We start from the raw sequence: 25088 nt of genomic DNA, 5'->3' as shown, positions 1-25088 counted from the left end.
GCCTGGCAGTTTGCGGGCGGGTCCTGGAGGCGGCGGCTGTCCGCCCTCGCTCAGCGGTGTCCGCCGACGCCGGTGGCGGCGGCCGCGACCGGTGTGCGGTCGGGCTCCGGGCGCTGGTCGGTGTGCTGTTCGGTGCGCGGCTCGGGGGCGAGGTAGCGGCTGCGGACGGCGGCGACGATCTCGGCGCTCGCCCGCCCGTCGCCGTAGGGCGAGGGGAGCTGCGCCAGCCGTTCGCCGACGGCCTCGTCGGCGAGCAACTCCCTTAGGGCACGGGCGAGTTCGTGGCCAGGGCGGGCGAGCCGGGCGAAGCCGGCCCGGACGGCCTCGGGGCGCTCGGTGGAGTTGCGCACCACCACGAGCGGGCGCTTGAGCACCGTGCACTCCTCCTGGACCCCGCCGGAGTCCGACACCAGCAGCCGGCAGTGCCGGGCCAGGGCGAGGAAGCCGGCGTGGTCCAGCGGTTCGATCCGGCGCAGCCGTGCGACCGGGCCGCGCAGGCCGAAGGCCTCGACGGCGGCCCTGGTCCGGGGGTGCAGCGGCAGCAGGACCGGCAGGTCCAGGGCGGCGAGCTGGTCGAGGATCTGGGCGAGCCGCGCGGCGTCGTCGGTGTTCTCGGGGCGGTGGATGGTGGCGAGCACGTAGCCGCCGGGGGTGACGGCGGCGGCGGTGTTGGTGTCGCCCTGGACGAGGACGGCGGCCGGCGGGCGGGCCGCGAGGTGGTCGCTCAATGCGCTGACCATCCGGCCTATTTGGCGTCCGCGCGGTTCGCCGCCGACGCCCTTCAGCAGGTGGTGCGGGCGGGGGAGGCCGTACTGGGCGAAGAACGTGGTGGTGAGGGCCGGATCCCAGTGCTGGCCGCTCCAGACGATGCGGGCCCGCGGGCCGAGGAGGCGGGCCACTCCGGCGCGCCGTCGCCCGAGTCGACGTACCCGTCCGGCGGCACCCGGACCCTGGTCGGCCTCACCGTCGGGCCGGTCGCCACCACCTCCGTGCTCACCGCGAACACCGCCGGGAACCCGGTCGACGGCACCGCCTCGGCCTCCGCGACGGTCGACAAGCTCGGGCTCGACCTCGGTGTCGCCTCGGTCTCCCTGACCGGCGTCGACTCGACCTGCGCCGCCACCCCCACCGGGGCCACCGGCAGCGGCCTGATCGCCGGCGGGTCGATCAGCGTCGCGGGCATCCCGACCAACCTCCAGGCCAACGCCCCCGCCAACACCAGGGTCAGCATCCCGCTGGTCGGTTCGATCGTCCTCAACGAGCAGACCACCGACGCCAACGGCGTCCTCACCGTCAACGCCGTCCACCTCACCCTGCTGCCGTCGCTGAACGGCGCCAACCTGGTCATCGGGCACGCCCGGTGCGGCGGCGCCGAGCCCGCCGCCGCCGTGCCGATGATCAACCCGTCCGTCGCGGGGATGAGCGGCGGGGCGGTGCTCGCCGGTGTCCTGGCCACCGTCTACGTCCGCCGCCGCAACGCCCGGTCCGCCGCGTCGGCCGTCTGACGGGAGGCAGGGCGGCCGGCCCGGAGCAGGGGCCGGCCGCCCGCCGCCCGCCGCGGTCAACCCGGCTTCCGGTACCTCGCCCTGACGTGTGAGGCGCCGCCGCCGGGTGACGGGAAGGCCCGTCCCACCACCACCGGACCGCCCCGGCCGGTCCGGCCCGGCCCTCCGTACCCGGCACCGCGGGGTGCCTGCGGCCGGAGCCGTCGGACCCGGTCCGATCGCTCGCCTACCCTACGAACCGACCGGCCGTACCGGCCGTGGCCGCTCTAGGAGGAGTCCCGTGTCGTCCTGCGACCCCAAGTACGCTCCCGTCGGCGATGTGAGCGCGGCGCTCATGGTGATCGACTCCCGGCTCAAGTCCATCTACGACGGCAAGTCCGGGACGGACCCCGAGCACCAGCGGCTGGTCGACCAGCTCACCGCGTCCTTCGGCCCCGGCGAGGCCGAGGCGCTGGTGGAAGGCGCCTGCACGCTCGTCTACATGTACATGAACTGGCTGCGCACGGCCTTCGAGAAGCAGGAGGAGGACGTGATCGAGCACGCGGTCCCCAGCCTGGTGGCCACCATGCGGATGATGCCGAGGACCTTCAGCCCCGAGGTCATCCCCATCATGGCCGGCCTGCTCATCGCCGCCGGTACGGGCCTGAGCCCCAACCTCTGGCGCGCCCAGTACGGACCGTGGACGAAGGAGGAGATGAACCCGTTGGAGGCCATGGTGGTCCTGCTCGCGGAGTACATCAACCGGATCTCGGGCAACGGCGAGGACTTCGCCACCAGGCTGATCACCGACGTGCTGTCCCAGTTGGACTAGGAGTACCGACCCCGAACGCGCCGGTGGCGCCGCCCTCGGTGGGGCGGCGCCACTGGTGTCAGGTCGGTGTCAGGCGGGCGTCAGCTGTGGCGGCCCGGTCGGCGGTAGGCGACGAAGCAGAGGACGCCGCCGCCGAGGAGGGCGATGGCTCCGAGCGCCGCGACCAGGGTGTCGGAGGAGGAGCCGCCGGTGTGCGGCAGCTCGCCGCTCTCCGACGCGCTCGGGGTGTGGGGGTGGGTGGGGGTCGCGGTGGCCGTCGTGCTCGGCGAGGACGTCGGTGACGGCGACGGCGACGGGGAGTTGGACGGGGACGGCGACGGGCTCGGGCTCGGCGACGGGGAGGGGGACGGCGAGGGGGACGGCGAGGGCGACGGCGACGGGGAGCTGGTCTGGAGGATCACGCCCAGGTCGAGGTCGAGGTCGCGCTGCCCGCCGCTGAGGGTGACGGTCTGGGTGATGCCGGTGGTCGGGTCGCCGTCCGAGTCCTTGCTCGGGTCGGTGCCGGCGTGCTGCTTGGTGACGGTGGCGCCCTTGGGCAGGGTGGTCAGGTCGAACCGCACCGCGTAGCTGCCGTCCGGCAGGTTGTCGAACAGGTAGTGCCCGGTGGCGTCGGTCACCGTGGTGACCGGCTTGCCGTCCTTGTCCCGTACGGGCTGCCCGTTGCCGTCCAGCAGGTGCACGGTGACCCCGGGGATGCCCTCGTCACCGGGCTTCTGGATCCCGGAGCCGTCCCGGTCGTGCCAGACGAAGTCGCCCAGCGCGTTGTTGGAGGGGGCGACGCGCTTGACCGCGACGCCGACCTTGGCGGGCTCGGCCGGCAGCAGCTGGCGGCCGGAGGCGTCGGTGGCGGTGTACGCGAAGCTGTTCCAGGCGTACTCGCCCTCCGGCGCGTCGTAGGAGGCGACCATCGGCCAGGTCAGGGTGAAGGACTCGCCGGAGGCCAGGGCGCCGGGGCGGCTGAGGCGGAACCAGGTGGCCGTTCCCGGCCCGGGGAAGGTGGTGCTCCAGACCGCGGCGCTGTTGCAGCCGGTGCGGTCGACCAGCAGCGGGTTCACGCAGGGGTTGGGGTCGGTGGCGTACTCGATCACCACGGTCGGGTCGTTGCTGGTGATCGGCTGGCTGAGCGACGGGGTCCAGGCGCTGCCGCGCGGGGCGTCCTGGGTGAGCACGTAGTTGTCGCCGGGGGTGGGGAGCTTGTCGTAGGCGATGAAGTCGGTGACCGGGTCCGGGGAGTCGTTGCGGACGGTCATCCGCCAGGACGTCTGGCCGCCGGGGGTGGCGGTGCCGATGGTCATGTAGTCGGCGTCGAGGTCCCCCTTGACCTCCTTGTACGAGCGCAGCACCGCCGGCACGTCGACCTGGATCTGCGAGGAGGCGTGGCACATCAGCTCGGTGGTGTCGCCGTTGCCGTTGAGGTCGAGCACGTCGGGGGTGCTGCCGCTGTCGGAGCCGGAGTACATGCAGGCGACCGGGGCGGTGGGCTGGTCGACGGTGACGTAGACGTCGTTGGTCAGCGTGCCGGAGCGGATGCTGTCGGCGACCTGGACGTCGAAGAGCATTCGGTAGGCCATGGCGTCGTGCAGGTACGTCGAGTCGGGGGCGCCGGCCGGCCATTCCATCTTGACGAGCTGGCGCCCGTCCGGGCCCGGGGTCACGGTGATCGACGAAGGGGCCTTGGCGTCGGGGTAGTCGGGGTCGGGCCGGGCCGAGCCGTCGATGTAGACGACGCCGGCGGGCAGCAGGTCGTACAGGACGAGCGGGCGGTCCAGGTCGTGGGCGCTGCGGTTGTACGGGATGACCTGGAAGGTGGCCTTGCCGCCGGGGGCGGACAGCTCGCCGGCCACGGTGGTCTTGGCGGCGCCGAGGTTGGTGGCCTGGGTGATGGTGGTCCGGGCGCAGGCGTTGGCGTTGGCGGTGGTGGTGCCGTCGGTGGCGCTGGTGTCCACGCAGTTGGTCAGCGGCTCGGGGGCGGGGCGCCCGTCGTGGCCGGGGGTGGCGACCTGGGTGACCAGCTGCACCGCGTTGCCGGGGCTCCAGCCGGTGGGGATCGGGCCGTTCCAGGTGAGCTTGAGGCCGTCCAGCCACTGCCCGGCGGGGATGCCGAGCACGTCGTTGGCCGGGTCGCCCGCGCCCTGGGCGAAGGTGAGCCGCCGTGCGGTGGAGCCGTTGAACGGCGTGCCCGGGGTGAAGGTGTGCCAGGTGGGGTCGCCGTTGAGGCGGTACTGCAGGGTCAGTTGGATGCTGGTGGGGTTCCACGGCTCCAGCTGGAGGGACTGCGGGAAGATCCAGTTGTAGACGCCGTCGGTGCTGCCGGCCCCGGGGTCGGTGATGGTGAGGCTGGTGGCCGGGCCCGCGGTGTTGGTGGCGGACAGGCTGAAGGAGTTGAGGTCGCCGTTGGTGGTGGTGTCGCGCCAGACCTTGCTGGCGGTCACCACCACGCCGGTCACCGGGGGCTGGAACGTGTTGGTGGTGACGGACGAGGTGTCCAGCTGCCGTTCGGCCTCGGTGAGCGGCGCGCCGAGCAGGTCGACGGTGTTCTCGGAGGTGGTCCCGTCCGGGAAGGAGGCCGCCGGGTAGTTGACCACCAGGACGCCCGGGTTGCGGCAGCCGCCGCGCCCGTTGCCGGAGACGAACGGGCCGATGTCGTAGCCCCAGGTGTTCGGGCCGGGCGGCACCTGCGTCCAGCCCGGCGAGCGGCCGGTGTCCACCACCGCGCCGGGCGGCAGGGTGTCCAGCAGCCGGCTGGTGTCCAGGTCGACGTTGGGCACGTTGTCGGTGGCGCAGGGGGTGAACTGGTAGGTGACGGTGCGGTTGTCGCTGCTGGAGGTCTGGATGCCCTTGGTCACCGTGTACTGCGGCTGCACCTGGGCCGTGGTGTTCGCGGTGGCGGTCTGCGAGGTCTCGCCGGTGGCCGACATGGTGGCCGAGTTGGTCGAGGCGGCGCCGTTCGGGGTGGTGAAGTTCGGGTACTTCATCGTCACCGTGATGGTGGCGGTGGTGCCCGGACTGAGGTCCTTCAGCCTGATGTCCATCGTGCCGCCCGTCGCGCCCGCGGCGGGCACCGTGGAGGCGGCCACGTCGACGGAGGACGGGTCCGGCGTCCAGCCGAGGAACTGCATGTTCGACGGCAGGGTGTCGAGGATGTTCCCGCCCGTGCACTCGGTGATGGAGCAGGTGTAGCGCAGCGTGTAGGTGACGTTCTCCCCCGGGGAGACGGTCGCCTTGTCGACGCTCTTGGTGAAGGAGATCGCGGCCTGGGCCGGTGGGGCCAGCACGCTGCTGCTCAGCAGCGAGCCGGCCACCAGCGCCAGGACCGAGGCGATCCGCCCGGTCCGGAATGGAAGTCGCATAGCGGGCAGTCCAGCCGATCGCCCCGGCGCACCGGTCGGCGACACGAGGGCCGGTCGCGGCGGTTCACCTGCTCGGCGGTCACCCGCCCGGCGGCAGCGCGGCCCGGGGCGGTACGGCGTTCCGGGGCGGTACGGCGTTCCGTGGGGGCTTTGCGGCCGACGGGCCGGGCCGCCCCCGCCGAGCTCCCCCCGGCGGGCGGCGCAACCGGAGCGCCGGGCGGCGCGACCCGGGTGGCTCAGCCGAACATCACACCGGTCTCCCGGGCCAGGGTGTCCAGCCGGTACTGGGTGACGTGCTCGACGTTCGCCGGGTCGATCGTGCGCACGCCCTCGGCGGCGAGCCGCTCGTTGATCTCCTCCAGGTGCTCCCGGACGACCTGCTTCTCCGCCTCGGCGGTGCGGCCCTGGTGCGGCCGTCCGGCGTGCTCCAGGCCGGCGTGGTCGACCCGCTCCCGGCCGGCGGCGGGCGCCGCCCCGCGCACGGTGGTGGGCGCGGCCTCCCGCACGGGGGTGGGCGCCGTCTCGCGCGCGGCCGTCCGGGCGGCCGGGCGGGCGCCGCGCAGCACCTCGGCCATCGGCGCGGCCGAGGCCAGCCGGTCGAAGGTCGCCGCCTCCATCACCACCGTCTGCGGCTCCGCCCGGTCCGGGTGGTGCAGCTCGACGGTGACCAGGTCGAGCGCCAGCTCCCGCACGCCGCCCAACTCCCCGGCCAGCGCGTCGATCTCGACCGGACCGTCCGTCAGGTCGGGGTGCCGGAGCACCACCACCCGCACCAGGTCCGCGTCGCTCTCCGCGTGCTTGCCGGTCAGGTCCGAGAACCGGATGATCTTCTGGCCCATGTCTCCCTCTCCTGTGCCCCTGTGATCAGCCGAGAGCCTACGCCGGGATGATCATCGGCGCGCGCAAGCGGCCGGGCCCGGGGGAGCACCCCCGGGCCCGGCCTCACCTGTCGTGCATCCTGCCGTGCGTCAGTGGAGCGTCAGCGTGGTGCCGTCCCCCCTCTCGGGTGCCGTCCCCCTCTCAGTAGCGCGGGTCCACCCGGTAGGTCGGGTAGTCCGGCACGTACCAGTGGCTGGAGTGCCAGATGCCGAAGGTGAACCGGACCCCGTGGCTGCCCCGCTTGTTGGCGGCCTTGAGGAACTTCTTGCCGATGCTCTTCATCAGGTAGGACAGCGCCCACAGGACCCAGCCGGCGGCCCGGGCGGCGATGTGCGGGAGCTTCTTCAGGATCCCGGAGATGCCCTTGGAGATCTTGCTGGAGACGACCAGCAGACCGCCGATGGTGTTGCCCTCGGCCCGGCTGAAGTTGGCGACCCACTTCTTCTTCCAGGACATGCCCGTCAGGTCGTCCATGGTGATCGGGTCGACCGGGTAGCCGTAGGCGTTCGGCGAGCCCTCCAGGACCGGGTCGGTCTGCAGGAAGCGGCCGGTGGTCGGGTCGTACAGGCGCACGCCCATCAGGGTGAGGCCGGAGACGCTGTCGGCCTCGCGCTGCGCCCCGCCGAGCCAGCCGTACGCGGCCGAGCCGGTGGCGTCGACGACGTTGCCGTACTCGTCGTAGTGGTAGACCGCGAGGTCCTCGGTGCCGTCGGGGGACATCTGGACGGACACGTCGCCGTGCAGGTTGGTCAGCAGCAGGACCGCGCCGCCGTCGGTGCCGGTGGCGGCCGTGAGCCGGCCGGTCAGGTCCAGGACGTTGCGGGTCAGCTTGCCGGCCGCGTCCTTGGACCAGGTCGGGCTGTCGGTGCCGCCGTCGAAGTGCCTGGTGTCCTGCGCGGTGACGGTCCAGGTGCCGTCGGTGCCCTTGGCCTCCGTGGTGGAGAGCGCCAGGCGGCCGGCGGCGTCCAGGTCCCAGGTCTTGCGGGTGTCGCCGAGGGTCTCGGTGCGGACCAGGTCGTTGGTGTGGTAGCCGACCTGGGTGCCCTTGGGCAGGGCGGTGGTGCGGCCGAAGGCGTCGTACACGTAGCCGGCGTCGGTGAGGCGGTCGGCGGTGTCGTAGCCGTGGGTCTCGGCCTGGGTGACGGTGTCCGCCGTGGCCGGGTCGCAGTCGTCGGTGACGCTGGTGCGGTTGGTCCGGTTGCTGCTCCTGTCGAACGCGTAGGTCCGGGTGGAGCAGGCCAGGCCGGTGCTGTCGGCGGCCTTGGTGAGGCGGCCGGTGGCGTCGTAGGTGTAGCCGCTGGTGGTGCTGTTGCCGTCGCTCTGGGTACGGCCGGCCTGCTGTCCGTGGACGGTGAAGTCGGCGGTGTCGGCCAGCAGGACGGTGCCCGCCTGGTTGGTGTAGGTCTTGCCGGTCTGGACGCCCTGGCTGTCGTAGCTGCTGGTCAGGGTGTTGCCGCCGGGCATGGTCTGGGAGACCAGCCGGCCCTCGACGTCGTAGGAGGCGGTGAAGGTGCCGGCCACCGAGTCGGTCAGGGAGGTGGGCAGGCCGCGCGGGTCCTTGGCGGTGTCGTAGCCGTACGTCACGGTGGACGGCACCGAGTCGGACTTCTTCACCGGGCGGTCGAGCTTGTCGTACTCGGTGGTGGTGACGTTGCCGGCGCCGTCGTCGTAGGAGACCTGGCGGCCGAGCCGGTCGTAGCCCTGGGTGACGGTGGCCTTGCCGTTGCTGGTGGTGGTCAGCTCGCCGTTGGCGGGGTCGTAGCCGAACACCGTGTCGGCGACCGCGGTGCCGGTGCCGCCGCTGATCGAGGTCTTCACGGCGCGCCCGGCCGTGTCGTAGCCGCGGGTGGTGGTGCGGGTGACGCCGTTGGCGGTCTCGGTCTGGACCGTGACGTTGCCCCAGCGGTCGTACTGGAAGGTCTTCGTCGGCAGCTGCGGCGGGTTGGCGCCGCCGCCGGCGATCTGCGCGGCCGGGGCGATCGAGCAGACCAGGTCGGCCCACTCGGGGTGGCCGGCGCAGGCTCCGGTCCCGGTGCCGGTGTAGTAGGTGGTGACGGTGGTGGCCGCGTCGGAGCCGGTGGAGTTCGGGCGGCTCTGCGAGGTCACCCGGCCGCTGGCGTCGTAGCCGGTGCTGGTGGTGATCTTCAGGCCGGCCGGGTCCTGGACGGCCGAGGTGGGCAGGCCCTGGGCCCAGTCGTAGCCGGTGGCGGTGGTCCGCGTGTCGGCGTCGGCGGCGTAGCCGTCGATCCGGGCGCCGACCGTCACCGAGGTGGTCATGTCGCTGACCGCGGCGTTCGCCGGGCGGCCCTCGTCGTAGCCGTTGACGGTGTGGGCGCGGGCCGGGACCTCGTCGCCGGCGGCGAGCGCCGGGGAGCTGCCGGAGGCGGCCACGCCGTGCTCCAGGGTGACCAGCTGCAGCGGGTCGTACTGCTCCAGCAGGCGCTTGCCGTCGGCCGAGTGGACCGAGGTCGAGGAGAGCACCTGGGCGCGGTCGGCCGTCGAGCGGCCGGCGATGCCGAGGGCGCGCAGCTTGTTCAGGTCGTTGCCGGTGGTGGCCAGGGCGAGGACGCGGTTCTCCGCGGAGAGGGTCCGCACCGGGCTGCCGTAGGCGTTGTACTCGGTGGTGGTGATGCCGCCGCCGGGGGTGGCGGTGTTGACCTCGCGGCCGGAGGCGTTGGTGTACGTCACCGAGGCGCGGTTGTAGCCGGCGGTGCCGAGCGCCTTGCCGTCGTGGGTGGCCGGGACGGCGTCGGGCGGCAGGACGGCGGTGGCGTCGGTCGGGGCGTCGCTCTGGCCCCAGGCCGCGACGTCGGACGGCGCCAGCGGGTACGGCGCGTTGGCGCCGCTCAGCGGGACGTCGTAGACGACCGAGGTGGTCGCGGTGCCGTCGGTGACGTCCTTGCTGCCCTGCTTGAGGGTGGGCCGGGAGGCGGCGAGCAGCATGCCGTCGCCGGCGGTGGCGGCGTTGCCGGCCTTGCCGTACTCCAGGGTCCACGGCAGCTCGCCGGGCTCGGTCACGGTGGTGACCCGGCCGGCCGCGTCGTAGCCGTACGCGGTCTTCAGCGCGGGGCTGATCCGCGGGTCCCAGACCTCGCGCAGCCGGCCCTGGGCGTCGTACGCGTACTGCGCGACGGCGACGGGGGTGGCGGTGGCGGCGCCGGGGTCGGTGGACCACAGGCGGATCTGCTTCACCTGGCCGGCCGTGTCGCCCAGGGCGGACGCGGTGGCGGTGGTGGTGTCGGCGTAGACGTACTCCAGCACCCGGCAGCCGGCCGTGGACGGCACGGCGGCGCAGTCGGCGGAGGCGGTCGCCGAGGACGGCGCGACCACGTACTTCGGGCGGGCCAGGGTCTTGCCGCCGGAGACGACCTTCTCCGAGACCACCGAGGTGGTGGAGTTGTCGCTGGGCAGCGAGGAGCCGGAGGCCTGCCAGGTGGTGGCGGCCGGGTCGACCTTGGCGAAGGTGACGGTGGTGCCGTCGGTGTCCTTCAGGGTGAAGGAGCCGGTGAGCGCACCGGTCAGGGTGAGGTTCTCGGCGCCGGGCTCGGGCTTCCAGCCGCCGGCGCCGGTGGCGGTGAAGCCGGTCTCGGAGCCGTCCGCGGAGACCACCGAGAGGGAGGTCGCCGAGGTCTGGCGGACGTAGGAGTAGGCGGCGTCGGTGAGTTCGGCGGTGGTGCCGGAGCTCCACTGCGGGCCGAAGATCGCCGCCTGGCCCTCCTGGGCCGAGCCGTTGGCGGGCCGGCGGGAGGAGAAGGAGCGCTCGGCGTGCAGGCCGAAGGCCTCGGCGTCGCTCTCGGAGAGGGTGAGGTCACCGGTGAGGGTGTTCACCTCGCCCGGGCCGACCTTGGTCTCCGGCGCGGTGCCCGCGTTGCGGTCCACCGTGACGGTGTTCGGCTCGGTGGCGTCGGTGGCGGTGCCGTCGGTGAACACCGCGCGGACGTCGACCGGGCCGTTCTCGGCCAGGGTGTCGGTGATGTTCCAGGTCAGCGCGGCCGGCTTGCCGCCGGGGGCGGTGAACGGCCAGGCCGTCACCGGCTTGCCGTCGGTGGTGGCGACGTTGGCGACCGGGACGTCCTTCCAGGCGTCCGTCTCACCGCGCCGGTACTGGTAGCGCACCCCGGTGTAGGTGCTGTTGCCCTCGGCCTGCAGCGAGGTGCGGCGGGCCGGGCGCTCGCCCGCGCCCGGCGCGACCAGGGCGGAGCCCTTGCCGGCGTAGAAGGCGTACGTCCTGTCGGCGGAGACGTTGCCCGCGGCGTCCCGGGTGTGCGCGGTGACGGTGTGGGAGCCCGCCTTGAAGGTGAGCTTGGCGCTGACCGGGGTGCCGGTGGTGGCCGCGGTGACCCAGGCCCCGCCGTCCAGCCGGTACTGGATGTCCTTCACGTCGCTGGTCGGCGGGGTGAAGGTGAAGGTGCCGCTGTAGCTGCCGTTGGCGTCCGGGGTGCCCGCCCACTGGCCGGCCGGGAAGTCCCCGGAGGAGACGGTGGTCGTGCCCGGCGCGGTGGTGTCCACGGTGAAGGTGCGGAAGCCCGACCAGGCGCTGTTGGCGGTGCCGTCCCAGGAGCGCGAGCGCCACTTGTAGGCGCCCGGGGCCAGCTTGGTGCCCGGGGCCCAGGTGAACGTCGAGCCGGAGGCCGCCATGGCGGTGCGCCCGGACTGCAGCGCGGCCGTGCCGTTGGACGCCCAGACCTCGAAGTCCAGGGCGATGTTGCCGCCGTCGGGGTCGGTCGCCTTGGCGGACAGCGTCGGCGTGGCGTCGTTGGTCAGCGCGGCGTCGGCCGGGGAGACCAGCGTGGAGACGCCCGGCGGGGTGTTGTACGTGACCGACAGGTACGGCGTGTTGGACGTCGCGTTGCCGGAGTTGAACTTCTTCCAGCCGTACGGGTCGGACTCGTCGGTGGCCCGGATGCCCAGGGTGTTGTTGGTGTTGCCGTTGGCGGCCCAGGCCTTGACCAGCGCGGTGATGTCCTGGTTCACCCAGCCGTCGTTGCAGGAGCTGGAGTAGCCCTTGGTCGCGGTGGACGTCGCCCACTTCTTGTTCCAGCCGGGCTGGGCCGTCCAGCGGGTGGCCGTGGTGGCCGTGGTGGTGTCCCAGACCTCCCAGCTCTTCGCGGTGCAGGACCAGCTGTGGAAGTTCCACAGGTTGAGCTTGCCGCCGGTGATCTGCTTCCCGCTGATCTTCGCCATCGGGAACTGCAGGAACGAACGCGCCACCTGGCCGGAGCCGTTGTTGCCCAGCTTCAGCTCGGTCTGCGAGGAGACGTCGGTGGCGTAGCCCTGTTGGACGAAGGTGTCGAAGCCGACGCCGATGTTGACCGCCGGGTCGATGGTCACCGGGTACTTCGTCTTCGGGTCGTTCAGGAACGCGGCGTCCGGGGTCAGCGTCAGGTCGATCGCGTTCCCGTTCTGGACGACCTTCAGCGCGACCGGAGCGGTGCGGGTGTGGTCGCCGCTGCGCTCGTCGACCTGCGCGTCCCACATCACCGGGGCGGGCAGCTGGCCCTTCTCCTCGCCGGTCTTCGGGTCGAGGAAGGAGACCGAGTCGTCCGGGTTCTGCCGGGCCTGGAGGCCGGCCGCGTCCAGGGTGAGCGTCACGCTGCCGTTGGCGGCCACCGCCGAGCGGTCCTTGAGCTCCAGGAACTGCTCGAAGCCGGTCCGGGTGGACTCGATGACCAGGTCGGTGGCGGTGAGCGCGTCCGCGTACCGGGCCCTGGCGCCGTCCACGGTGGGAGCGGGCAGGGCGCCGCGCCAGGACAGCGACATCGCGGTGCCGTTGCCGTTGTCCAGCGAGACCAGCGGCGTGGCCGGGGCCTGCTGGGCGCCGGCCGGGGCACCGGCGGCCTTGAACGCCGACGCGGCGGCGGGCGGGGTGGCGCCGGCCAGCGAGAGGTTGAGCGGGTGCCCCTTGGCCTTGAGGCTGCCGTCCGACTGCCGCGCCAGGTCGACGTCGATCGGCTGGAGCCTGCCGGCCTTGTCCTTGTAGCGGACCGGGCCGGAGGCGAGGTCCAGCGTGGTGGTGCCGTCCGGGTTGATCCAGCTGGTGGTCGACTCGGTGCGCTCGTCCACCACCTCGATCCGGCGGTTCTCCAACCGGGCCTTGAGGTGGGCGGTCGCGATGTCCTTGGCCTCGGCCGGGCCCAGGGCCTTGGCGGGCTTCGGGGACTGCTCCGTGGTGACGGCGACGGCCTGACCGGTCGTCATGATGACGGCGGCGGCCTCGACCGAGAGCACCACCGCCAGGGCGACGGCGGTGTGGCGCAGTACGCCGTTGCCGCGGCGCGCTGCGGAGGGGGGCGGCGAGCCGGCTTCGGCCCGCTGCCGCGGTGATCCGCCCGTGGGGCGTGACATGGAACTCCTCGACTGGTCCGTACGGGAAGGAAAGGTGGTCGGAAAACGGGGGGACGGCCGACGTGCTGATGGTGCGTCAGCCATGACGGGGTAAAGCGACAGCAAAGAACCGGCCAATCTCCCGGGCGGGAGGAACCGGTCGAAAGCTGCCTGGAAGGCCGGAAAGCCCCCGGGCGTGACGGCGGGTGGCCGACGCCCTCGGGTACGGCGCGGGCCGCAGCGGGGCTCGGTGCGTTCCAGCGCGTCCCGGCGCGTTCTTCAGCGGCGGCCGGACGGCGGCCGGACGGCCGCCGGCAGGGCCCTGGCCAGCAGGTTCCGCGCCCTCGACCGGGCCGCCGCCTCGTTGGCGGCGCGGACGTAGAGCACCAGGCCGACGCCCTCGGGCACGGCGCGGGCGCGCACGTGCTCCAGGCCGTCGTCCGGGGCGGCACACGCCCACAGCGCGGCCTGGGCCTCCGCGGCCGCCGCCTCTCCCGAGGGGGCGGCGGCACCGGCCGGCACGGTCAGCTGGACTGCGAACACCGCAGGTCAGGCCTGCGTGACGGCGTCGTCGGCGGGCGGGGCGTCCCAGCCGATCGACCGGGCGGAGGGGTTGTCCCAGCCGATCCCGCCACCCGGGCCCTGGGTGGCGGACGGGGCGTCGGTGGCGGTCGCACCGGCGGCGAAGGCCGGCGCGGCGGAGCCGGCGAGGGCGAGGGTCAGGAGGACGGCGGCGAGTGGACGGACGGCCACGGCGGATTCCTGTTCTGTGCGGGAACTTCGTTGGGGGATAACGCAGTTCTGGGTGTCCGGGAATTCGGGGAATGCGCGCACGGCGAATCCTCCCGGTCCGCGGGCCGCCACGGGAAGGGAATTCGGCGGGCAGGAACAGGACAGGCAGCATGCTGCAGAACCGCGAAGGGCGGCCGGGGCCGGGGCCGTTGACCGGATCATGCCCTTGCGAGGGGTTCCGGCCGGGGGAAAGATCGGCCCGGGCCGACCGGGCATACGGAATCGTCCACGGGGATCAGGGGTCGAGAAGTGCTGGAACTGCTGGGGTTGGACGCCACCGCGGAAGCCGTCTACCGAGGAATGCTCGCCGACCCGGAAGGCGGGGTCGCGGAACTCTGCGACCGGCTCGGCCTCCCCGAGGCCGCCGTGCGCGCGGCCCTCGACCGGCTCGCCGACCTCACCCTGCTACGGACCTCCCGCGAGCGGCCCGGCACCCTGCGGCCGGTCAGCCCGGAGCGCGGACTGGAGATCCTGCTGCGCCGCCAGGAAGAGGAACTCGCTCGTCGACAGCAGGAGTTGGCCGCCTCCAAGGCCGCCGTCGCGCGCGCCCTGGGGGAGTACGCCAAGGTGCGGACCGACACCCCGGTGGGCGACCACGAACGGCTGCTCGGCCTCGACGCCATCCAGGACAAGCTGGAGGTGCTGACCGCCCGGCTGACCACCGAGGTCCTGGCGGTGATGCCCGGCGGCGCCCAGTCCGCGGCCAGCCTGGCCGCCTCCCGTCCGCTCGACGAGGACGCCCTGCGACGCGGCGTCAGCCTGCGCACCGTCTACCAGGAGAGCATCCACGACGCCCCGGAGACCCTCGACTACGCCCGCTGGATGTCCGGCCTCGGCGGCGAGGTGCGCACCGCACCGGTGCTGCCGCCGCGGATGCTGGTCTTCGACCGCAGCACCGCCGTGCTGCCGATCGACCCGGAGAACACCCGGGCCGGCGCCCTGTGCACCCGGGAGCCGGGCATCGTCGCCTCCCTGGTCGCCCTGTTCGAACAGACCTGGGAGACCGCCGTCCCGATCACCGACGACCCCGACGGCGCGCCGCCGCTGACCCTGACCACCGGCGAGCGCGAGCTCCTGCGCCTGCTGTCCACCGGCCTCACGGACGACGCGGCGGCCAAACGCCTCGGCGTCTCGGTACGCACCGTCCGCCGCCAGATGGCCGTCCTGATGGAACGCCTCGACGCGGCCAGCCGCTTCGAAGCCGGCCTCAAGACCGCCCGCCGCGGCTGGCTCTAGCCGCCCGGCGGGGGGTCGGCTGCGGCGGCGGCCGCGGCGGCCAGGCGGTCCACCTCGACCCACTCGTCGAGGTGGCGGCCGCCCGGGTGGGCCGGGTGCTCCGTGGCGGGGTGGGTGGGGAGGAAGGCGGGGGAGTGGCCGCGGTGGAGGTACCAGGAGCCGAGGCGGACCAGGGCGGCGCGGCGTTCGGCGGCGCTGGTCTCCACGGAGCAGCGTTCGGCGGCGTAGAGGCGCAGGAGGTCGTTGAGCCGGTAGTGGTCGCGGTCCTCGGGGGTGAGCAGGTGGGCGGCGGCCAGCCGGTCGAGGACAGGCCGGACGGCGGCGGGCGGGGCGCCGGCCAGGGCGGCGGCCGCGTCGGCGCCGATGCCGACGGCCGGGACGAGGGCGAGCAGCCGGAGCAGGTCGCGGGCCTCGCCGGGCAGTGAGCGGTAGGAGAGGTCGAAGGCGGCGCGGACCGCCGAGGTGTCGTCGCCCTCGATCTGGAGGGCGCTCAACCGGTGCTCCGTGTCGAGGAGTTCGGCGGCGTGGTCGGTGAGGCTGCGGTCCGGGCTGGCGGCCAGGCGGCTGGCGGTGACGGCCAGGGCGAGGGGCAGTCGGCCGCAGGCGTCGGCGAGTTCGGCGGCGGCGCGCGGCTCGGCGCGGGTGCGGTGCTCGCCGACCATGCGGGCCAGCAGTTCGAGGGCCTGGTGGGCGGGCAGGACGTCGAGCACCAGCGGCCGGGCGCCGTTGCGGACGGTCAGTCCGTCGAGCCGGGTGCGGCTGGTGACCACCGTGCGGCAGCCCGGGGCGCCGGGCAGCAGCGGGCGGACCTGCTCGGCGTCGCGGGCGTTGTCGAGGATCACGAGCAGCCGCCGGTCGGCCAGTCGGGAGCGGTAGAGCGCGGCCGCCTCGTCCGCCGCCGCGGGGATCCGGTCGCCGGGCACGCCGAGGGCGCGCAGGAAGCGGGCCAGGACGGTGCGCGGGGCGAGCGGCGCGTCGACGGAGTAGCCGTGCAGGTCGGCGTAGAGCTGGCCGTCCGGGAAGCGGTCGCGGACCCGGTGGGCCCAGTCGACGGCGAGGGTGGTCTTGCCGACCCCGGCCGGTCCGGAGACGGCGCAGACCGCGCACGCGGCGGCGGCCGGCCCGGCCTCCTGGTCCGCCGGGTCGGTGAGCAGCGCGTCCAGGGCCCGCAGTTCGGCGTCGCGTCCGACGAAGGTGGCCAGGGCGGGCGGGAGTTGGGCGGGCGGCGACTGTGGCTGCGCCGGCGCGGGCGGCGCCGGCGCGGGTGGTTCCTCGGCCCGAGGTGGGGCGGCGGGCACCGGTTCGGTGGCCAGCAGCTCCAGGTGCAGCGCCCGCAGCTCGGGCCCGGGGTCGAGCCCGAGTTCGTCGGCCAGCCGTTCCGCGAACCGGCGGTAGGCGGCGAGCCCCTCGGGGGTGCGCCCGGAGCCGTGCAGGGCGCGCATCAGCTGTCCGGTGAACCGTTCCCGCAGCGGGTGGTCGGCGACCAGCGCGGTGAGTTCGGGGACGGCCGTTCGGTGCCGGCCGAGTGCGAGTTCCAGGTCGAGGCACTCCTCCCAGGCGGTCAGCCGCAGTTCGTCCAGGGCGACGGCGCCCGGGGCGTCCGCGTCCACGGCGAGTCCGTCGAGGGCCGGTCCGCGCCACAGGGCGAGTGCGGAGCGGAGCCCGTCGACGGCCTCCGGGGTCCGCCCGGCGGCGGCTTCGGCGCGGGCGAGGGCGAGCTGGTCGGTGAAGTCGCGGGCGTCCAGGCGGTGGCCGGTGAGCGTGATGCGGTAGCCGCGGCCGTCGGTGAGCAGGACGGGCGGCGCGTCCGGGTCGGCCTCGGCGAAGCGGCGCCGCAGCACCCCGGCGAGGTTGCGGACCTGGCGGGTGGCGGTGGCCGGCGGCCGCTCGTCCCAGACGGTGTCCACCAGGCGGGCGACCGGTACGGAGGAGTCCGCGTTGAGCAGCAGGGCGGCGAGCAGCCGTTCCTGCCGGGAGCCTTCGGAGGGGATGCGCCGGCCGTCGCCGGTCCACACCTCCAGCGAGCCGAGGATCCTGAACTCCAACGTCCCTCCCTGGGGCCCGCGGGGCCGGACCGGACCGGCCGCCGTGGAGGACGGGCGCGAGTCGTGACGAACTGATGATCAGATCATGCCAGTTGTGTGCGTTCGGTTGAGAAGTTTCTTGTGCACCGGCCGAAACGAGCCGGTCGCCCAGTGAGGACCCCGAACCCAGGAGCAGTCGATGAACCGTCTGAAGAAGGCCGTCGCCACCGCGACCGCCGTCGCCGCCGCCGCCCTGATCCCGCTCACCGCCGCCCCGGCCTCCGCCACCACCGGGCCGGCCACCCACCTCGGGATGACCTGGTCCGTCGTCTCCAACGGCCCCGACGGCACCGTCCAGGTCGGCGGCCCCGGCGGCAGCCCGAGCAACGCCTACAACGGCGACACCGCGCCGTCCGTCTCGCTGCCCGTGCTCTGCCTCAACGTCGACGGCAGCCCGGCCCCGTCCGGGATCAGCCTCGGCTTCTACAACGGCTGGGCGCAGGGCACCGTCGCCCTCAGCCAGCCGGTCAAGGGCTCCCGCCTGAACAGCCGGGCCGCGGCCGACAGCGTCTGCCAGGCCGGTTTCGGCGCCGGCTGGCGCGAGGCCGAGTTCCACGACGGCCACTACGGCACCGACCTGTCGCAGACCGGCGGCTGGACCTTCTGGGCCTACGGCAACATCCCCACCAACACCCGTTTCTGGACGGCCATCAACGACCAGCCGGCCAACCCCTGGAACTGACCGGACGCACACCGCCGGTGCGCCCGCCCTCCTGGCGGGCGCGCCGCGGTGGCCGGGTTCCGGGATTCGCCGACGGTCCGTCCGGGTACGCCGTACGCTCGGGGCGCAGGCGGTCGGCCGCCGCCCGGGACCCGGAGGAGGACGGCGTGAACACGGCTGCCGCACGGCAGGACACGGCTGCGGAACGCACCTCCCGGGGCGGGCCCCGGATCGACCCGCTGCTCGCCGACCGCGTCACCGAGGCGCTCCTCCTGGCCGGCCTGCCCGTCGGGTACGGCGGACACGGCCCCGGCGTCCAGCTGCGCCCGGCCCGGCCGTTCGACGACTCCGACGACTGCGCCGGCCTGATCGCCCTGCACTGGGAGCCCGGCCCCCGGCTGGCCGCCGCGGCGGCCATGGAGGAGTTCCACCAGCCGGCCGCCGCCGCCGGCCGGGTCGTCACCAGCAGCATGCAGAACGCCCTGGCGGAGTTCCTGCCGGCCTTCGGCATCGAGGTCGAGGCCGGCCGGCTCGACGGGGAGACCAGGGTCGGCCGTACCAGCGGCCCCGCCCCGGCCACCGGACAGGACGCCGGCCGGGACACCGCCGCTCCGGCCGGGTCCCGCCCGCAGGACCTCGGCATCGGCGCGCACGTCGTCGACGCGGTGCGCCGCACCGCCGCACTGGCCGGACTGCCGGTCGCCGACCAGCTGCACGCGCCCGGCATCACCCTCGCCCCGTGCCGGCCCGTCGACGACGGCGACGACACCACCGGCGTCGCCGACCTCCGCTGGAACCCCTCCCGCCGCCTGTCCGCGGCCGCCGACGGCGACACCCCCGCGGCCGAGCGGGCCGCACGGGCCCGCACCGCCGTCCAGGACGCGATGCGGCACGCCTTCGGCGCCGTCCTCGGCGCCTGCGGCCTCGACCTCCAGTGGTGCCGCCCGTCCGCGCTCCCGTACCAGCTGCGCGCCTACGGCGCCGCCGAGCAGCCGCCGGTACGCCACTGACGCCCGGCCCGCGCGTCCGGGGCGTCCGGGGCGTCGGCTACGGGGCCTCGGCTTCCTCCCGCAGCCCACGGACTGAGGGCCCATGCGGTCGCGGCCGGGACCGCCAGGGCGTGCGGAGGCGGTGGGCCAGGGCGCTGGCCGCCACGCAGAGGGCCAGCGCGCTCCAGAGCAGCGGGGGGTTCTGCAGGCCCAGGCCGATGACCGCCGGTCCGACCGCGTAGGACACCGTCCAGGTCAGCTGGAACAGGGACATGTACGGTCCCTCGTCGCCCTTGGGCGCCATGGCGACCGCCGTCGCGGCCGCGGTGGGCTTCGAGGCCAGTTCGGCCAGCGCCAGCACCACCGCCACGAGGACGGCGAGCGGGCCCTGGAGAGCGTGCGGGGCGGTGGAGACCGTCGCGGTGAGGGCGATGGCGCCGGCCGCCGCGCCGATCGACAGGCCCAGGACCCGCGAGCGGCTCCAGCCGGACAGCAGCCGGCTGATCCGCATCTGCAGGGTGGTGGCGGTGGCGTAGCGCACGGCGACCACGACGGTCGGCCAGTAGGCGGCCTGGTGGAGGCCCTCCACCAGGTAGAGGGGGAAGGCGACGGTCGGGATCAGCCAGGCCGCCGAGAGCAGCGTCTGGGACGCGACCAGGGACAGGAACGGCCGGTCGCCGAGCGCCGCCCGGGTGTTCGACCTCGCCGCCCGGAGCCCGGGCCGATCGGCGGCCGGCACGGTCACCCCCAGCAGGAGGGCGGCCGCGAGGAGGGAGCTCGCGCTGTTCAGGGCGAGCGCGACCTCCAGGCCGTGCCCGCCGGCGAGCGCCATCAGGGCGGTCGCCCCCAGGGTGCCGACGCCCAGGGAGGTGGTCTTGAGCACGGTGACCGCGGAGAACCACTCGGTGAGCTCCTCCGGTTGCGCGAACCGTGCGACCAGCGTGGGCCAGGCGGCGCCGTAGAGGCGGTCGGAGGCCGTCACGAGGAAGGTGGCGGCCGCCACGGTGACCAGGTTCCCGGCCGCGAAGAACAGCCCGTACCCGAGCGCGGTCAGGACGTTGCTGACGACCAGGCAGGACTTGGGCCCCACCGCCTGGACGGCCCGTCCGCAGAGCGGCACGACGGCGAAGGACGCGAGCGACCCGACCGTCACGGCGGTGCCCGCGGCGGCCGCCGGGAAGTGCCGGACGGTGACGAAGAACAGCAGCGACAGCGGCAGGAAGACGCCGGAGCCGAACGTGTCGATCGCCACCGAGAGGAACAGCCGCCGCTGCCGACGGAACCGCCCGGCCCCTGTCATGCCACCCCCACCTCGAACCCGCCCCCGACCGTCCCCCGACCGCCGCGCGGCTACCGCGTGTCGCGCAGCTTGAGAATGTACGTCGCGGTCAGTGCGACCGCACGGTCCTCGTCCCGCGCGAGCGCTTCGAGGGCGCGGGACGCCGTACCGCCCGGGACGTCCGCGAGCGCCTGGGTCAGCCGCCGGCGCGCGTCCGGGCCGATGTCCTCCTGGGCGAGGCGGTCGACCAGCCCGGCGGCGATCCGGTCCGCCAGCGCGGGCCCGTTCACCGGTGCCGGACTGCCCACCGGAGCGGAGCCGTTCGCCAGCGCGCCCAGCGCGTCCGCCGCGTCGGCGTCGTTCGTCGCCCCGACGATCATGTCGATGAGCGTCGGGACCGCGTCGGCCACGCCGCGGGCCCCGAGCGCCAGGGCCGCGTACCTGCGGACCACGGCGTCCGGGTGCCCGAGGGCGTCCCGCAGCAGTGCGGTCGCCGTCCCGTCCGGCAGCTCGGCGAGGGACCGGACGGCCCGTTCGCGCACCTCGGCCGCGGACGAGTCCAGCCCCTCCGCGAGCAGGGCCGTCCCGTCCCCGCCCGACTGCGCCAGCGCCCACCGGAGCGCCCCGGCGACGATCGGGTCCGACTCGCCCAGCACGGCCTCGACCAGCGCCTCCACCGGCACCGCCGCGTCCTCGCCCGCGGACAGCGCGGCGCGCTGCCGCGCCCCCGGGCTCTTCGACTCCAGGGCCTGGAGCAGCGCGACGACCCGGAGGACCTCCTCCCACCCGGCGGGCTCCGCGGCGTCGATCCGCCGCAGCCGGGTGAGCAGCTCCGTCTCCGCCGCGATGCGCTCGCGGGTCCGGAGGATGAGGTCCTCGACGAGCTCCGCGGGCGCGAAGCCGGGATCGTCCAGGGCCCGACCGACGTCGCGCAGCGACAGGCCCAGCGACCGCAGGCTCTCGATGTGGAAGATCCGCCGGATGTCCTCGTCCGCGTACCGGCGGTAACCGGAGCCGGTGCGCCCCGTCGGACGCACCAGCCCGAGCGACTCGTAGTGCCTGAGCATGCGGGCGCTGACCCCCGACCGCCGGGCGACGTCGCCGATCAACACTGCCTACCGTCCCTCCTGGCGGCCCTCGCCGAAGACCGCCGTGCGCTTCGCCTCCTCGACGGCGAGCTCGAACCCGGCGTCCGGGTCGTGCCACAGCCGTTCGGTGGCGAGCGCGTGCGCGCGCACCCCGGGGTCGGGGTCCGTCGTCGCGGCGCCCAGCGTCGGCAGCACCGCCTCCCCGAGCGCGACCAGCGCCCGGCTGAGGCTCAGCCGCGTCTCGCGTCCGCCGCGCCCGAGCTGAGCCGCCAACACTACGGCCAGCGCGGGCACCCCGTCCTCGGGTACGAGCACGACCGCGGCCCGCCAGGCGCTGCGGGCCACCTCCTCGTCGGCGTCGGCCAGCAGCGCCGGCGTGATCGCCGGCCACGCCCGCCGGTCCCCGATCTTGGACAGCGTGTGCAGGGCCTGGCTCCGGGCCTGCGCCCGCTCCGCGCGGACCTCGCCGAGCAGCAGCGGCACGGTCACCGCCGCCTCGTGGCGGGTGAGCGCCCAGGTGAGCATCTCGCGGACGGAGAACTCGGGCTCGACCGCGCACCGCCCGACGAGCGGGCGGACGAACCCCGCGTCCGGGTTCGTGCCGACGGCCAGCGCCGCCCGCAGGCGCACCGACGGGTCGTCGTGCTCCAGCCCGCGGAGCGCCGCCCGCATCGTGTCCCTGTCCTCTTCCGGCCTGGTCATCAGGACCACCTCCTGGGCCTCAGTGAAGGGCTTGTCACGGTGTCAAGGTCAAGCGGATTCCGTGCGCGGTGCCAGCGACGGCCCGGGTGCGGGAGAGGCGGCGCCCGGGGCAGCGGTCGGGGCGGGCCGGTCGTCCGACGGCGGGATGGAGGGTCCGGTCTTACGGTGAATGTGGGGCTCTGCCGGTGCGGGTGCCCCGCTCCGGGTCGTCCGGAGCCCCTCCACCCGGCTGCTCGTCCCTCCGTCCCCGTCCCCGTCCCCCGTCCGCGAGGCGACCGCGATCGAAGGAGACCGTGTCATGGCCAGCAGTACGTCCGGAGTCGGCCCCACCGCCCGGGGCCGCGAGCAGTACCCCTACGCGTCAGGGTGGACCATCTTCGCCGGGGTCATGCTGATCACCGCCGGCCTCATGGCGATCTTCCAGGGCAGCGCCGCCATCACCCACGACAGCCTGCTCGTCGTCACCCGCAGCTACGTGTACGCGATGAACACCGAGGGCTGGGGATGGATCCACCTCATCCTCGGCGTCTTCGTCGTCGTGGCGGGTGTCGCGGTCTTCAGCGGCGCCGCCTGGGCCCGCATCGTCGGTCTGGTCGTGGCAGGGCTGGGGATGATCGCCAACTTCCTCTGGCTGCCCTACTACCCCCTGTGGGCCATCGTCCTGATCGCGATCGACGCCCTCGTCATCTGGGCCCTGTGCGTCGGAACGATCAAGACGGATCCGATCTGACGGACGGCACGGCCGCCGCTCCACGGGCCGCCCCGGCCCCGGCGGGTCCCCCTCAGCGGCCCGGTGCGGCGCGGCGCCGCCGTCGAACCGTGTGCCGGACCGCCGTCGGTGCCAGCCCCACCCCCACGCTCACGGCGACCGCCGCCGCGGCCAGCAGAGTGGACCGCCAGGGCCAGGACGCGCCGGTCAGCTCCAGATGGGCCGAGGGGTACTCGGAGAACTTCGCGGTGGTCAGTGCCGTCCGGCGGTCGCCGTGCTCGGCGAGGTCCCGCAGGACCGGATCGAAGCCGAACTCCCCGGACCGCCGTCCTCCGCCGGGCAGTTCGGCGGCGAGCCCGTTGCGCAGGGCCCAGTCGCCCAGCGCACCGTCGAGGCCGGAGGCGTCCCTGACGCCGGGCACCACGAAGCGGTCCGCCCCGTGGGCGCCTCCCGTCGCGGGCCGGGTGACGAGGACCAGGCCGTGGCGGGTGGTGACGGTGTCCCCGGCGCCGATCACCAGCGTCCGGGTGGCGAAGGAGACTCCGCCGTACCCCTCGAAGGCGGCGGCCGCGTCGATCTCCTCGACGCCGTCGACCAGGCCGATGGCCGTGGTGGGGCGCAGCCACGGGAACGCGGCGTTGAGGGCGTACGGGAGGTCGCCGAGGGCGAGGTGGTTGGCCGGTATCGCGGTCGGCCCGTCCGGTGTCCAGCCGGGGTAGGCCAGGCCGGTGCCGATACGGCTCGCCTCCGCCTCGCCGGCCAGTTCCCCGACCAGCCGCAGCGCGCCCACGGTGCCGGAGGTGACGCCCGCGGTGGTGGTCACCCGCCCGTCCTCGACGTAGCGCCGCCCGCGCTGCCAGTCGACCTTCGGATAACCGCGCTCCAGGGAGCCGATGTTGGACCAGAACGACGTGGCCTCGCGGCCGTCGAGCAGACCGGAGGCGGCCAGCAGCTCGGAGCCCGCGCACACCCCGAGGATCCGGGCGCCCTTGCGGTGGCGTTCGACGATCCACTGGCGCAGGCGCTCCTCGCCCGCGCCGGCGGGGTCGGTCACGGCGGGCACGACCACCACGTCGGGTTCCGGCAGAGTGCCGCCCGCCACCTCGGCCAGCGTGTGGTCGGGCAGCAGATGGGCGCCGCCGGACAGCGGGGAGACACGGCGTTCGGCGGCCACCGTGTAGACGAACATCGTCGGCGACTCGGCGAACACCTGGTAGGGCGCGAGGACGTCGGTGGCCACGGAGCCCTCGTTGCTGACCGCGACCGCCACGGTGATCCTGCCCACCGGCACCGGCCGGGCGGTCGGCCACTCCCTGGCATCGGATCCGCGGGGCGCGGCGGCGAAGCTGTCCGCCATCGACGCGCTCACCCCCGCGAAGGCGATCCCCGCGAAGGACGCGGCCGCCAGACCCGTGCCCAGCAGTACCCGGCCGGTACGGCGCAGCACCCGGTGCCCCCTGCGGGGCCCGGAACTCATCGCGAACAAGACATACCTCGACAATCCGGGCACGTTCCGGCAGCACGGTGCCGTCGGCCCTCGTGGAAACGGGAAAGGGGAAATCGGAGGAGATCAGGGTGAACCGGTCGCAGAAGAGGCTCTGCGCCGAGGAGGCCGGGCCCGTCAGGCGGTCGGCCGCAGTGGCGCCCGCAGCAGCGAGGGCGGGGCCCCGAAGGCGTCGGCGACCACCCGGCGCAGCTGCCGGGCGTCACGGAACCCGCACCGGAGCGCGACCGCCTCCACCGTCAGGTCGGTACCGGACAGCAGGGCACGGGCCCGCTCAAGCCGCAGTTGCCGCTGGTAGGCGAACGGGGTGAGGCCGGCGGCCGCGGTGAAGGCCCGCGTCAGACCGCGAGGGGACAGCCCGGCGATGCCGGCGAGTTCACGCAGGGTGAAGGCGGCGTCCAGATGCTGCGCCAGATGGTCCTGCACCCGGTGCACCGCGGGCTGGACGTGGTCGCGGTGCCGCAGGAACGGACTGATCTGTGCCGCGTCCCCGTCCCGTCGCAGGTACAGCACCAGCTCACGCGCGACCCGCCCGGCCAGCTCCGGGCCGCGCTCCCGCTCGACCAGGGACAACGCGAGATCGATCCCCGACGAGATGCCCGCACTGGTGCTGATCCGCCCGTCGTGCACGTAGAGCGCGGTCTCACGCACCCGGGCCCGCGGGTACCGGTCACGCATCGCCGAGGTGAGCGACCAGTGGGTCGTGCACGCCCTGCCGTCCAGCAGCCCCGCCTCCCCCAGGACGACCGCACCGCTGCACACGGACGCCACCCGGGCACCCGCGTCGTAGGCCTCACGCACCCAGCGCACGACGGCGGGCGCCACCAGCCGGTCGGATCCGGTCAGCCGGGGGCCCGGCACGAGCACCAGGTCACCGGCTGCCGCCCGGCTCGCGTCCAGCGGCGCCAGCCCCGCCAGCCGCAGGCCCTGGGCGGACCGCAGAGTGTCCGCCTCGGCGACGTACTCCAGCCGGTAACCGCCGCCGAGCTGCGCCGCGGCGTCGAACACCTGCACAGGACCGCCGAGGTCCAGCAGATTCACCTCGGGCAGCACCAGGACCAGCACCCGCCCGGTACACCCGTCCGTCTCCTCGCTCACCCCGCCACGGTAGGCCGCGAGGACCGCCCGCACGAGGTCTCCCGGGGGCGGACGGCGGACGGATCTGGCACTGGACG

18 protein-coding genes are annotated in these 25088 nt (G+C 74.4%); 6 read left to right on the top strand and 12 right to left on the bottom strand.

The features are described from left to right. Positions 1 to 50: 50 nt before the first annotated feature. Complete coding sequence (locus tag ACFCY1_RS20330) at positions 51 to 899, bottom strand: UDP-N-acetyl glucosamine 2-epimerase (protein ID WP_375875458.1); 849 nt, start codon at positions 897 to 899, stop codon at positions 51 to 53. Here ACFCY1_RS20330 and ACFCY1_RS20325 point away from each other — a divergent pair. Both ACFCY1_RS20325 and ACFCY1_RS20320 read left to right on the top strand, forming a co-directional pair. Continuing rightward, entirely contained in the window at positions 849 to 1505 is a 657-nt protein-coding gene (locus tag ACFCY1_RS20325; protein ID WP_375875457.1) for a choice-of-anchor P family protein, read from the top strand. The two genes, ACFCY1_RS20330 and ACFCY1_RS20325, sit on opposite strands and share 51 nt — an antisense overlap. Before the next feature lie 334 nt (positions 1506 to 1839). Beyond that, complete coding sequence (locus ACFCY1_RS20320; RefSeq protein WP_117491456.1) at positions 1840 to 2316, top strand: hypothetical protein; 477 nt, start codon at positions 1840 to 1842, stop codon at positions 2314 to 2316. 80 nt (positions 2317 to 2396) lie between these two features. Here the strand turns inward: ACFCY1_RS20320 and ACFCY1_RS20315 are convergent, their stop codons facing one another. From ACFCY1_RS20315 to ACFCY1_RS20295, 5 genes are all read right to left on the bottom strand, one after another. Next, entirely contained in the window at positions 2397 to 5666 is a 3270-nt protein-coding gene (locus tag ACFCY1_RS20315; RefSeq protein WP_375875456.1) for an SdrD B-like domain-containing protein, read from the bottom strand. A gap of 236 nt (positions 5667 to 5902) precedes the next feature. After that, the gene (locus tag ACFCY1_RS20310; RefSeq protein WP_375875455.1) at positions 5903 to 6505 is read right to left on the bottom strand and encodes a hypothetical protein; all 603 of its coding nucleotides are present in this window, start codon (positions 6503 to 6505) and stop codon (positions 5903 to 5905) included. A 181-nt stretch (positions 6506 to 6686) separates the two neighbouring features. Continuing rightward, positions 6687 to 12890 carry a DNRLRE domain-containing protein gene (locus ACFCY1_RS20305; RefSeq protein WP_375875454.1) on the bottom strand — a complete coding sequence of 2068 codons (6204 nt, stop codon included), beginning with the start codon at positions 12888 to 12890 and terminating at the stop codon, positions 6687 to 6689. Between the two features lie 258 nt (positions 12891 to 13148). Beyond that, entirely contained in the window at positions 13149 to 13412 is a 264-nt protein-coding gene (locus ACFCY1_RS20300) for a hypothetical protein (RefSeq protein WP_375875453.1), read from the bottom strand. Between the two features lie 6 nt (positions 13413 to 13418). After that, positions 13419 to 13622 carry a hypothetical protein gene (locus tag ACFCY1_RS20295; RefSeq protein ID WP_375875452.1) on the bottom strand — a complete coding sequence of 68 codons (204 nt, stop codon included), beginning with the start codon at positions 13620 to 13622 and terminating at the stop codon, positions 13419 to 13421. A 288-nt stretch (positions 13623 to 13910) separates the two neighbouring features. Between ACFCY1_RS20295 and ACFCY1_RS20290 the strand changes: the two genes are divergently transcribed. Then, on the top strand, positions 13911 to 14897 hold the full coding sequence (locus tag ACFCY1_RS20290; protein WP_375875451.1) for a LuxR C-terminal-related transcriptional regulator: 987 nt from the start codon (positions 13911 to 13913) through the stop codon (positions 14895 to 14897). On the opposite strand, the gene ACFCY1_RS20285 is transcribed toward ACFCY1_RS20290, so the two are convergent. Beyond that, positions 14894 to 16942, bottom strand: a complete 2049-nt coding sequence (locus ACFCY1_RS20285) for a BTAD domain-containing putative transcriptional regulator (protein WP_375875450.1) — start codon at positions 16940 to 16942, stop codon at positions 14894 to 14896. The two genes, ACFCY1_RS20290 and ACFCY1_RS20285, sit on opposite strands and share 4 nt — an antisense overlap. 178 nt (positions 16943 to 17120) lie before the next feature. On the opposite strand from ACFCY1_RS20285, the gene ACFCY1_RS20280 reads away from it, so the two are divergent. Both ACFCY1_RS20280 and ACFCY1_RS20275 read left to right on the top strand, forming a co-directional pair. Next, positions 17121 to 17663: a hypothetical protein gene (locus ACFCY1_RS20280; protein WP_053112534.1), complete on the top strand. Its 543-nt coding sequence runs from the start codon at positions 17121 to 17123 to the stop codon at positions 17661 to 17663. Between the two features lie 146 nt (positions 17664 to 17809). After that, on the top strand, positions 17810 to 18652 hold the full coding sequence (locus ACFCY1_RS20275) for a hypothetical protein (RefSeq protein WP_375875449.1): 843 nt from the start codon (positions 17810 to 17812) through the stop codon (positions 18650 to 18652). Positions 18653 to 18689: 37 nt separating this feature from the next. Here ACFCY1_RS20275 and ACFCY1_RS20270 read toward each other — a convergent pair whose 3' ends face one another. The 3 genes from ACFCY1_RS20270 to ACFCY1_RS20260 are packed head-to-tail and all read right to left on the bottom strand — an operon-like array spanning position 18690 to position 21700. Further along, positions 18690 to 19931: an MFS transporter gene (locus ACFCY1_RS20270; RefSeq protein ID WP_375875448.1), complete on the bottom strand. Its 1242-nt coding sequence runs from the start codon at positions 19929 to 19931 to the stop codon at positions 18690 to 18692. A gap of 50 nt (positions 19932 to 19981) precedes the next feature. Beyond that, positions 19982 to 21022: a HEAT repeat domain-containing protein gene (locus ACFCY1_RS20265; protein ID WP_375875447.1), complete on the bottom strand. Its 1041-nt coding sequence runs from the start codon at positions 21020 to 21022 to the stop codon at positions 19982 to 19984. A 3-nt stretch (positions 21023 to 21025) separates the two neighbouring features. Further along, the gene (locus ACFCY1_RS20260) at positions 21026 to 21700 is read right to left on the bottom strand and encodes a HEAT repeat domain-containing protein (protein ID WP_049656759.1); all 675 of its coding nucleotides are present in this window, start codon (positions 21698 to 21700) and stop codon (positions 21026 to 21028) included. Positions 21701 to 21998: 298 nt separating this feature from the next. On the opposite strand from ACFCY1_RS20260, the gene ACFCY1_RS20255 reads away from it, so the two are divergent. Next, a complete protein-coding gene (locus ACFCY1_RS20255; protein WP_049656746.1) occupies positions 21999 to 22430 on the top strand; it encodes a hypothetical protein in 432 nt (143 codons plus the stop codon). Positions 22431 to 22482: 52 nt separating this feature from the next. Here the strand turns inward: ACFCY1_RS20255 and ACFCY1_RS20250 are convergent, their stop codons facing one another. Both ACFCY1_RS20250 and ACFCY1_RS20245 read right to left on the bottom strand, forming a co-directional pair. Continuing rightward, the gene (locus ACFCY1_RS20250; RefSeq protein WP_375875446.1) at positions 22483 to 23886 is read right to left on the bottom strand and encodes a DJ-1/PfpI family protein; all 1404 of its coding nucleotides are present in this window, start codon (positions 23884 to 23886) and stop codon (positions 22483 to 22485) included. 144 nt (positions 23887 to 24030) lie between these two features. Next, positions 24031 to 25011: a GlxA family transcriptional regulator gene (locus tag ACFCY1_RS20245; RefSeq protein ID WP_375875445.1), complete on the bottom strand. Its 981-nt coding sequence runs from the start codon at positions 25009 to 25011 to the stop codon at positions 24031 to 24033. Positions 25012 to 25088 lie beyond the last annotated feature (77 nt).

Origin of the sequence: Kitasatospora sp. NPDC056273, from assembly GCF_042268845.1 — a bacterium.
Lineage (GTDB): Bacteria > Actinomycetota > Actinomycetes > Streptomycetales > Streptomycetaceae > Kitasatospora.
Note: the sequence above shows the minus strand (reverse complement) of the source record. Positions and strands in the feature narration are given on the sequence as shown.

What these genes read in the sequence shown, in the direction of transcription:
- ACFCY1_RS20320 (WP_117491456.1), top strand. Translation starts at nt 1,840, where the DNA reads ATGGTGATCGACTCCCGGCTCAAGTCCATCTACGACGGCAAGTCCGGG.
- ACFCY1_RS20315 (WP_375875456.1), bottom strand. Translation starts at nt 5,666, where the DNA reads ATGCGACTTCCATTCCGGACCGGGCGGATCGCCTCGGTCCTGGCGCTG.
- ACFCY1_RS20310 (WP_375875455.1), bottom strand. Translation starts at nt 6,505, where the DNA reads ATGGGCCAGAAGATCATCCGGTTCTCGGACCTGACCGGCAAGCACGCG.
- ACFCY1_RS20305 (WP_375875454.1), bottom strand. Translation starts at nt 12,890, where the DNA reads ATGTCACGCCCCACGGGCGGATCACCGCGGCAGCGGGCCGAAGCCGGC.
- ACFCY1_RS20280 (WP_053112534.1), top strand. Translation starts at nt 17,121, where the DNA reads ATGAACCGTCTGAAGAAGGCCGTCGCCACCGCGACCGCCGTCGCCGCC.
- ACFCY1_RS20270 (WP_375875448.1), bottom strand. Translation starts at nt 19,931, where the DNA reads ATGACAGGGGCCGGGCGGTTCCGTCGGCAGCGGCGGCTGTTCCTCTCG.
- ACFCY1_RS20260 (WP_049656759.1), bottom strand. Translation starts at nt 21,700, where the DNA reads ATGACCAGGCCGGAAGAGGACAGGGACACGATGCGGGCGGCGCTCCGC.
- ACFCY1_RS20255 (WP_049656746.1), top strand. Translation starts at nt 21,999, where the DNA reads ATGGCCAGCAGTACGTCCGGAGTCGGCCCCACCGCCCGGGGCCGCGAG.
- ACFCY1_RS20250 (WP_375875446.1), bottom strand. Translation starts at nt 23,886, where the DNA reads ATGAGTTCCGGGCCCCGCAGGGGGCACCGGGTGCTGCGCCGTACCGGC.